9 protein-coding genes are annotated in these 9,125 nt (G+C 71.9%); all 9 read left to right on the forward strand.

Annotated features, from left to right (window positions below):
- Window positions 1-80 precede the first annotated feature (80 nt).
- Complete coding sequence (gene nuoH / locus PV350_RS40830; RefSeq protein ID WP_499513362.1) at window positions 81-1,043, forward strand: NADH-quinone oxidoreductase subunit NuoH; 963 nt, start codon at window positions 81-83, stop codon at window positions 1,041-1,043.
- A complete protein-coding gene (locus PV350_RS40835) occupies window positions 1,043-1,615 on the forward strand; it encodes a NuoI/complex I 23 kDa subunit family protein (protein WP_499513363.1) in 573 nt (190 codons plus the stop codon). The genes nuoH and PV350_RS40835 overlap by 1 nt, the downstream gene beginning before the upstream one ends.
- Entirely contained in the window at window positions 1,612-2,169 is a 558-nt protein-coding gene (locus PV350_RS40840; protein WP_499513364.1) for an NADH-quinone oxidoreductase subunit J family protein, read from the forward strand. The genes PV350_RS40835 and PV350_RS40840 overlap by 4 nt, the downstream gene beginning before the upstream one ends.
- On the forward strand, window positions 2,169-2,546 hold the full coding sequence (gene nuoK, locus PV350_RS40845; protein ID WP_499513365.1) for an NADH-quinone oxidoreductase subunit NuoK: 378 nt from the start codon (window positions 2,169-2,171) through the stop codon (window positions 2,544-2,546). Before PV350_RS40840 ends, nuoK begins: the two co-directional genes overlap by 1 nt.
- Window positions 2,543-4,543: an NADH-quinone oxidoreductase subunit 5 family protein gene (locus PV350_RS40850; protein ID WP_499513366.1), complete on the forward strand. Its 2,001-nt coding sequence runs from the start codon at window positions 2,543-2,545 to the stop codon at window positions 4,541-4,543. The genes nuoK and PV350_RS40850 overlap by 4 nt, the downstream gene beginning before the upstream one ends.
- Before the next feature lie 3 nt (window positions 4,544-4,546).
- The gene (locus PV350_RS40855) at window positions 4,547-6,118 is read left to right on the forward strand and encodes a complex I subunit 4 family protein (protein ID WP_499513367.1); all 1,572 of its coding nucleotides are present in this window, start codon (window positions 4,547-4,549) and stop codon (window positions 6,116-6,118) included.
- Window positions 6,118-7,626: an NADH-quinone oxidoreductase subunit N gene (locus PV350_RS40860; protein ID WP_499513368.1), complete on the forward strand. Its 1,509-nt coding sequence runs from the start codon at window positions 6,118-6,120 to the stop codon at window positions 7,624-7,626. Before PV350_RS40855 ends, PV350_RS40860 begins: the two co-directional genes overlap by 1 nt.
- Before the next feature lie 119 nt (window positions 7,627-7,745).
- Window positions 7,746-8,606 (forward strand): zinc metalloprotease HtpX, encoded by an 861-nt coding sequence (gene htpX / locus PV350_RS40865; protein ID WP_499513369.1) that lies wholly within the window; start codon window positions 7,746-7,748, stop codon window positions 8,604-8,606.
- Between the two features lie 120 nt (window positions 8,607-8,726).
- Window positions 8,727-9,125, forward strand: a 399-nt coding sequence (locus PV350_RS40870; RefSeq protein ID WP_500338470.1) for a YccF domain-containing protein, incomplete at its 3' end; no start/stop codon positions are given.

Here is a 9,125-nt window from a genome sequence, read left to right on the forward strand (position 1 = left end):
CCCGGCACCACCCCGGACACCCCGGACACCCCGGACACCCCGGACACCCCGGGCAACGACGCAGAAGGAGGCAGCACACCGTGAGCGACGCCCTCGAAGTGATCCTCCGGCTGCTCGCCGTGCTCGTCGCCTTCCTCGTCCTGCCCCTCGTCGTCGGCCAGACCGAGCACAAGGTCATGGCCCACATGCAGGGCCGCCTCGGACCCATGTACGCCGGCGGCTTCCACGGCTGGGCCCAGCTCGTCGCCGACGGCGTGAAGTTCGCGCAGAAGGAGGACGTGGTCCCGGCCGACGCGGACCGGAAGATCTTCCAACTCGCGCCCGCCGTCGCGTTGCTGCCCTACCTCCTGGTCATCGTCGCGATCCCGGTCGGTCCCGACGGACTCGTCGGCCAGGACATCGACGCGGGCCTGTTCTTCGTGCTCGCCGTCATGGGCGTCGGCGTGCTCGGCTCCCTCATGGCCGGCTGGGCCTCCGCCAACAAGTTCTCCCTCCTGGGCGGTCTGCGCACCGCCGCGCAGCTGATGTCGTACGAGCTGCCGATGCTGCTCGCCGCCGCGTCCGTCGCCATGGCGGCCGGGACGCTCTCGCTGCCCGGCATCGTCGACGCGTACGCCTGGTGGTGGACGCCGTGGCAGCTGATCGGCGCCTTCGTGTTCTTCACCGCCGGCCTCGCCGAACTCCAGCGGCCGCCCTTCGACATGCCCGTCGCGGACTCCGAGATCATCTTCGGTGCCTACACCGAGTACACGGGCATGCGCTTCGCCCTGTTCCTGCTCGCCGAGTACGCCGGCATCGTCGTGCTGTGCGGCCTGACCACCGTCCTGTTCCTCGGCGGCTGGCACGGCCCCTGGTCCGGCAGCCTCGGCTGGCTGTGGACGCTGCTCAAGACCGCGGCCCTGGCCTTCGTCGTCATCTGGCTCCGGGTCACGTACCCGCGCCTGCGCGAGGACCAGCTGCAGAGGTTCGCCTGGACCGTCCTCATCCCGCTCGCCCTGGCCCAGATCGCGCTCACCGGCGTGGTGAAGGTGGTGATCTCCTGATGGGCATCCCCGGTTCCGGCCTGGCCAAGGGCCTCGCCGTCACCTTGCGCACGATGACCCGGCGCTCGCACACCGCGCAGTACCCCGAGGTGCAGCCCGAGCTGCCGCCCCGCAGCCGCGGCGTGATCGCGCTGTTCGAGGAGAACTGCACGGTCTGCATGCTGTGCGCCCGCGAGTGCCCCGACTGGTGCATCTACATCGACTCCCACAAGGAGACGGTGCCCGCCGTCACCCCCGGCGGCCGCGAGCGCAGCCGCAACGTGCTGGACCGCTTCGCCATCGACTTCTCGCTCTGCATGTACTGCGGCATCTGCATCGAGGTGTGCCCCTTCGACGCCCTGTTCTGGTCGCCGGAGTTCGAGTACGCCGAGACCGACATCCTCGACCTCACCCACGAGCGCGACAAGCTGCGCGAGTGGATGTGGACGGTGCCGGCCCCGCCGCCGCTCGACCCGGCCGCCGAGGAGCCCAAGGAGCTCGGTGCCGCCCGCAAGGCCGCGGAGAAGGCCGCCGCCGCGGTCGCCGCCGCCGAGGCCGGGCCCGAGACCGAGCAGCCGGGGGGAGACGCGTGAACCTCTCCGCAGCCCACCCCGGTTTCCTGTCCCCGACCGGGGTCGAGATCGTCTTCGTCCTCGTGGGCGTCGCGACCCTCGCCGCCGCCGTCGTCAGCGTCACCACCAAGCAGCTGGTGCACGCCGCGCTGTGGCTGGTCGTCGCACTCGGCGGCGTCGCCGTCGAATACCTCCTGCTCACCGCCGAGTTCATCGCCTGGGTGCAGGTGCTGATCTACGTCGGGTCGGTCGTGGTGCTCGTCCTGTTCGGGCTGATGCTCACCAAGGCGCCCATCGGCCGCTCCCCGGACGCCGATTCGGGCAACCGGATCGCGGCGCTGGCCGTGGCCGTCGCCGCCGCGGGCACGCTGGTGTGGGTCGTGGTGGACGCCTTCCGGGCCACCTGGATCGACGTGGACGGCGCCGCGCAGGGCTCCACCAAGGTCACCGGCCAGATCCTCTTCCGGCACTGGGTGCTGCCGTTCGAGGCGCTGTCCGTGCTCCTGCTCGCCGCGCTCGTCGGTGCGATCGTCCTGTCCCGCAAGCAGTCCCGTCAGCAGCCGGGGGAGCGCTGATGCATCTCGCCTATCCCGCCGTCCTCGCCGTCCTCCTGTTCTCCGTCGGCCTGTACGGCGTCCTCGCCCGGCGCAACGCGATCCTCGTCCTGATGTCGGTCGAGCTGATGCTGAACGCGGTCAACCTCAACCTGGTCGCCTTCGACGTCTGGCTCCGCGACACCCTCCACGCCGGGCAGGCGCTGACGCTGTTCGTCATCGTCATTGCCGCCGCCGAGATCGGCATCGGCCTCGCCATCGTCCTGCTGGTGTACCGCAACCGGGGCAGCTCGGACGTCGACCGCCTCACCGACCTCGCCGAGCACGACCCGCACGACCCGCAGGGCGAAGGGGACGGGCCCTCCGCACCCGAAGAGAAGGCCGAGGCCGCAGCGTGACCCTGACGACCCTCGCCGTCCTCGTCCCCCTCCTCCCCTTCCTCGGCGCCGTCGGCGGGCTGCTGCTGGGCCGCACAGCCCCCGGCTTCGTCCGGCCGCTGGCCGTGCTGCCCACCGCGACCGCCTTCGTGCTGGCGGTCGTCGTCGCCGTACGGCAGGGCAGCGGCCCGGCCACCGACGCCGCGACCCGGCTCACGCCGACCGGCTCGGTACCCGTCGACCTCGCCCTGCACCTCGACGGCTTCGCGGTCCTCATCGCCGTCCTCGTCGGCCTGGTCGCCACCTGCGTGCAGCTGTACTCCACGGCCTACCTGCGCCACGACCCGCGCTACGCCTCCTACTCCGCCCTGGTCTCCCTCTTCACCGCCGCCATGTTCCTGGTCGTCTACACCGGCGACCTGATGGTGCTGCTGGTCGGCTGGGAGGTCATGGGCATCTGCTCGTACTTCCTGGTCGGCCACTACTGGGAGACCGAGGTCGCCCGGGCCGCCTCGCTCAAGGCCTTCCTGGTCACCAAGCTCGGCGACGTCCCCTTCCTGATCGGCGTCTTCGCGCTCGCCGCCGACGCCGGGACGTTCCGGATCAACGGCATCCTCACGGCGGCCACCCACGGCGGGATCACGCACCCGACCGTCGTCGGCCTGCTGCTGCTCGCCGGCGTCGCAGGCAAGTCGGCGCAGTTCCCGCTGCACACCTGGCTGCCCGACGCGATGGCCGGCCCCACCCCGGTGTCCGCGCTGATCCACGCCGCCACGATGGTCGCGGCCGGCATCTACCTCGTCGCCCGGCTGCTGCCGGTCTTCGAGGCCTCCACCGTCACCCTCGCGGTGCTCGGCGTGCTGGCCGCCGTCACCATGATCGGCTCCGGTCTGGCCGCGCTCGCCCAGGACGACATCAAACGCGTGCTCGCCTACTCGACGATCGGCCAGCTCGGCTACATGGCCGCCGCCCTCGCCGTCGGCGACCGCAGCGCCGCCGTATTCCACCTGGTCTCGCACGGTGCCTTCAAGGCCCTCCTCTTCCTCGCCGCCGGCGTCGTCATCCACGCCGCCGGCACCAACTCGCTGGCCGCGATGTCCCGCATGGGCGACCTCGGCAAGCGCGTCCCCGACGCCATGTGGACCATGGGCATCGCGCTGGCCGCCCTGGCCGCGATCCCGCCCTTCTCCGGCTTCTTCTCCAAGGAGTCGGTGCTGCGGGCGGCCGAGCACGCCGCCTCCGGCCACGCCGAGGGCGTCCCGTCGGCAATCGGCTGGCTCGTCCTGGTCGCCGGGCTGGTCACCGCCGTGCTCACCGCGGGCTACGCCACGCGCCTGTTCCTCCTCGCCTTCCGCGGCCAGGGCGCCGCGGCCCCCCAGGCCCACGGCAAGGAACCGGCCGTCATGACCGCCGTGCTGTGGGTGCTGGCGATCCCCACCCTCGCCTTCGGTGCCGTCTCCCTCGTGCCGACGTTCTTCGACCTCCCCGCCTGGCTCGACGGCAACGAGCTCGCCCCGACCCTGGTCACCTCGATCCTCGGCGTCGGCCTCGCCGTCGTCGGCATCCTGGCGACCTACGGCGCCTGGCAGGCCACCGCGACCCGCCGCGGCGCGCCCATGGGGGCCCTGGTCCCCGCGGCGGCCGACGAGGAGCCGGCGCTCACCGAGGCCGCCGCCTCGCAGACCCACGAACAGGTCTACGGCGACGTTGCCGCCGCCCGGGACCCCGGCGACCCCGGACGCCTGCTGCTCGGCCCGCTCTTCGAGCCCGCCTCGCACGGCTTCCGCCTCGACGCCCTGTACGCGGCGCTCTTCGTCCGCCCCGTGCTCGCCGCCTCCGGCCTCGTCCGCTTCCTCGACCGCGAGGTCGTCGAGACGTACGTCCGCGGCGCGGGCGGACTGCCCCGGCTGCTCGGCGCGCTCGTGCGCCGCACCCAGACGGGCAACGTGCAGACCTATATCAGCGTGCTGCTGGCCGGCTCCGTGATCCTCGCCGTCCTCGTCGCCGTCGGAGCGTGAGCCGTGAACGACACCGTCCTCCAGTACGTCCTCGCGGCCGCCGTCGTCCTGCCGCTGCTCGGTGCCGCGGCGGCCCTGTTGCCGCCCCCGCCCGGTCTGCGGGGGAAGGACCCCGACCAGGCCGTGCTGCGCCACGGCGTCACCGTCACCGGTCTCGTCCTCGCCCTGAGCATCGTCCTCGTCGTGGGCTTCGACCACGACCACCCCGCGACGATGCAGGCGAGCACCGACATCAGCTGGATCCCGGCCCTCGGCATCCGCATCCACCTCGGCATCGACGGCATCAGCCTCCCCCTCTTCGTCCTGAGCGCGCTGCTGACCTTCCTCTGCGCGCTCTACAGCTACTTCAAGATGCCCGCGGGCCCTTCCCCGAAGGCCTTCGTGGCGCTCCTGCTCCTCCTGGAGACGGGCACGCTCGCCACCTTCGCCGTGCTCGACCTGCTGCTCTTCTTCCTCGCCTTCGAGACGGTCCTCATCCCGATGTACTTCCTCATCGCCCGCTGGGGCGGCGAGAACCGGGAGAAGTCCGCCCTGCGCTTCATCCTCTACACACTGCTCGGCTCCGTGATCATGCTGCTCGGCCTGCTCCTCATCGGGCTGAAGGCGGGCACATTCGACATGGTGGCACTCGCCACCGACAGTGGCCCCGGAGCGGCTCTCAGTCACTCCACGCAACTGGTCGCCGTCCTCGCCATCGGACTCGGCCTCGCCGTCAAGACCCCGATGTGGCCGCTGCACAGCTGGCTCCCCGACGCCCACACCGCCGCCCCCACGGTCGGCTCGGTGCTCCTGGCCGGCGTCCTGCTCAAGATGGGCACGTACGGCTTCGTGCGGATCCTGCTGCCCATCGCCCCCGAGGGCATGCAGACCTTCGCGCCTTACCTGGCCGCCTTCGGGGTCGTCGGCATCGTCTACGGGTCGCTGGCCTGCCTGGCCCTGGCCCGCCGCGGCGCCGGCGGCGACCTCAAGCGCCTCATCGCGTACAGCTCCGTCGGCCACATGGGCTTCGTGCTGCTCGGCATCGCCAGCCTGACAACCACCGGCGTCAACGGCGCGCTCTTCGCCAACATCGCCCACGGACTCATCACCGGCCTGCTCTTCTTCCTGGTCGGCGCCCTCAAGGACCGCTACGGCACCACCGACCTCGACGGCCTCGCCGGGCAGACCGGCGCCGCGCTGTACGGCAAGGCCCCCCGCATGGGCGGCCTGCTGGCCTTCGCCGCCGTCGCCTCCCTCGGCCTGCCGGGCCTGGCCGGCTTCTGGGGCGAGATGCTCGCGATGTTCGGCTCCTTCAAGCCCGCCCCGGGCCTGGACCGCGGCGCCTACCTCGTCTTCACCGCGGTCGCGGCCTTCGGCACCCTGCTCACCGCCGCGTACCTCCTCCTCGTCGTGCGCCGCGTCTGCATGGGCGAACGCGACACCGTCCACGCCGCGCCGGCCCTCGCCGACGTCCGGGGCTACGAGTTCGCGGCCTGGACCCCGCTGGTCGTCCTGACCGTCCTCGCGGGCCTCTGGCCCGCCGCCCTGCTCGGCCTCACCGACCCGGCCGTGCGCACCCTGCTCGGAGGCAGCTGATGAGCACCCTCGCCACCTCCGTCGTCCAGTCGGTCGACTGGGCCGCGATCGCCCCGCCCGCCATCGTGGCGGCGGCCGCGCTCATCGTGCTGGTCGCCGACCTCTTCCTGCCCGACGGCCGCAAGCAGCCGCTGGTGGGGATCACCCTCGCCGGCCTCGTGCTGGCCGGACTGAGCCTGCTGCCGCTGCTCGACGGCGACCGCACCACCTTCTGCCTCGTCGGCAGCCCGGCCGACTGCTCCTACGTCGCCGACCACTTCACCCTCGTGGTGCAGTTGCTGGTCCTGGCGGGAGCGCTCGTCGCGGCCCTGCTGTCGGTGCACACCCTCGACGAGCTGCCGGCCGGCGAGTTCTGGTTCCTGCTGCTCTCCTCGGCCTCCGGGGCCGCGCTGCTGCCCGCCTCCCGCGACCTGGCGACCCTCGTGATCGCCCTGGAGGTCACCACCCTCCCGTCGTTCGCCCTGGTCGGCCTGCGCCGCGGCGACCGGCTCTCGAGCGAGGCGGCCCTGAAGTTCTTCCTGTCCTCGGTCGCCGCGACCGCCGTCACCCTGCTGGGCGTCAGCTTCGTCTACGCCGCCACCGGCACCCTCCACCTGGAGGCCATGGCCAAGGGACTGCAGGGCGTCGACCCCCGCCTGGACACCCTCGCCGCCGCCGGCGCCGCCCTCACCGTCGTCGGCTTCGCCTTCAAGCTCGCCGTCGCGCCCTTCCACTTCTGGGTGCCCGACACCTACACCGGCGCCCCGCTCCCGGTCGCCGGCTACCTGTCGGTCGTCGGCAAGGCCGCCGGGTTCGCCGGCCTCATCCTCGTCACCGTCGTCGCCTTCCGGCCGTACGCGCACGTCTGGGGCCCCGCCGTCGCCGTCCTGGCCGCCCTCACCATGACCGTCGGCAACGTCGCCGCCCTGGTGCAGCGCCCCGACCGCCCGCGCAGCGCGGTCCGCCTGCTGGCCTGGTCGTCCATCGGCCAGGCGGGCTACCTGCTGGTCCCGATCGCCGCCGCGGCGTACACCGACCCCGACCGCCAGGTCGGCACCACCCTCGCGTACGCGCTGATGTACGGCGCGGTGAACCTCGGCGCCTTCGGCGTGGCCGCGCTCGTCGCCCGCACCGCGCCGCGCAACCGCCTCACCGACTACCGCGGCCTCCACGGCAGCCACCCGCTCGCCGCACTGGCCATGGCCTTCTTCCTGCTCTGCCTGGCCGGCCTGCCGCCCGGTGTCATCGGCCTGTTCGCCAAGGTCGCCGTCTTCTCCTCGGCCGTCGACGCGGACCTCGGCTGGCTGGCCGCCGTCATGGCCGTCAACGTCGTCATCGCACTCGTCTACTACCTTCGGTGGACGGTGCTGCTCTTCGCGAAGCCCGGGACGGAACCGGCCGTCACCGCCCGCCCGGCCGGCACGCCGCGCCCGCTCGGCGCCGCCATCGCGCTCACCGCCGTCGTCGGGATCGTGCTGTCCGGCGCTCCCCAGCTCATCCTCCGCTTCGCCTCCGACACCCTGCTCTGAGCACCCGGAAGAAGGTGCACAAGGGAACTAACGCCCCTCCGGTGGCGTTGGCCCCTACGGGAGGTTCTCCTTGGACGAGGAGAGAAGGTCCTCCCGATGCACACCTTGGAGGGTGTACCGTGCACCGCCGGCACAACGGCCTGAAGACCGCCGCGCTCCTGGGCGGAATGTCGGCTCTCATCCTGGTCATCGGCAGCTTCTTCGGCCGTACGGGACTGATCGTCGCACTCGTCGTAGCCCTCGGGACCAACGCCTACGCCTACTGGAACAGCGACAAGATCGCCTTGCGCTCCATGCGCGCCCGCCCGGTCAGCGAGTTCGAGGCACCGGCGCTGTACCGCATGGTGCGTGAACTCTCCACCTCCGCCCGGCAGCCCATGCCGCGGCTCTACATCTCCCCGACCGAGGCCCCCAACGCCTTCGCCACCGGCCGCAACCCGCGCAACGCCGCCGTGTGCTGCACCGAGGGCATCCTGCGCCTCCTCGACGAGCGCGAGCTGCGCGGCGTCATCGGCCACGAGCTGAGCCACGTGTACAACCGCGACATCCTCATCTCGTCCGTCGCCGGTGCCCTGGCCTCGGTGGTGATGTTCCTCGTCAACTTCGCCTGGCTGATCCCCATCGGCCGCTCCGACGACGACGAGGGCCCGGGCCTGCTCGGCCTGCTCCTGATGATGATCCTCGGGCCGGTCGCCGCCTCCCTCATCCAGCTCGCCGTCAGCCGCTCCCGCGAGTACGAGGCCGACGCCTCCGGCGCCCGCCTCACCGGCGACCCGCTCGCCCTCGCCTCGGCGTTGCGCAAGCTGGAGACGGGCACCAAGCGCGCCCCGCTGCCGCCCGAACCCCGGCTGGAGACCACCAGCCACCTCATGATCGCCAACCCGTTCCGCCCCGGCGACGTGTCCAAGCTCTTCTCGACCCACCCCCCGATGGGCGAGCGCATCGCCCGCCTCGAGGAGATGGCCGGCCACCGCCGCTGACGCCCACGTGCGGTCCGGCCCGCCCGCGGGTACGGGCCCTGTGGGGGAGGACGGCTGACGGAGCGGCGGCTCCCGTCCTCCTGACGGGCGGGGCCCCCGGACGCATGGGAGGCTTGGGCAATGAAGGCGGTCAACATCGTCCTGAACGTCGTGTGGCTGATCATCTGGGGCCTGTGGATGGCCATCGGCTACGCCCTGCTGGGCCTGCTGATGTTCATCTTCATCATCACCATCCCCTGGGGGATCGCGTCCCTGAGGATCGCCAACTACGTGCTGTGGCCCTTCGGCCGCACCACGGTGGAACGCCGCGACGCGGGCGTCGGGTCACTGCTCGGGAACATCATCTGGCTGATCTTCGCGGGGATCTGGCTCGCCATCGGCCACGTGCTCGCGGGCATCGGCTTCTGCCTGACGATCATCGGCATCCCGTTCGGCATCGCGAACTTCAAGATGGTGCCGATCTCCCTGGTGCCGCTCGGCCGCGAGATCGTCCCCGTCGACGCCCCGTACGCCACACGC

The sequence above is a fragment of the Streptomyces sp. PA03-6a genome, assembly GCF_033792765.1.
GTDB lineage: Bacteria > Actinomycetota > Actinomycetes > Streptomycetales > Streptomycetaceae > Actinacidiphila.

Coding starts and splice junctions, on each gene's coding strand:
- nuoK (WP_499513365.1), top strand. CDS start 2,169: ATGCATCTCGCCTATCCCGCCGTCCTCGCCGTCCTCCTGTTCTCCGTC.
- PV350_RS40860 (WP_499513368.1), top strand. CDS start 6,118: ATGAGCACCCTCGCCACCTCCGTCGTCCAGTCGGTCGACTGGGCCGCG.
- PV350_RS40835 (WP_499513363.1), top strand. CDS start 1,043: ATGGGCATCCCCGGTTCCGGCCTGGCCAAGGGCCTCGCCGTCACCTTG.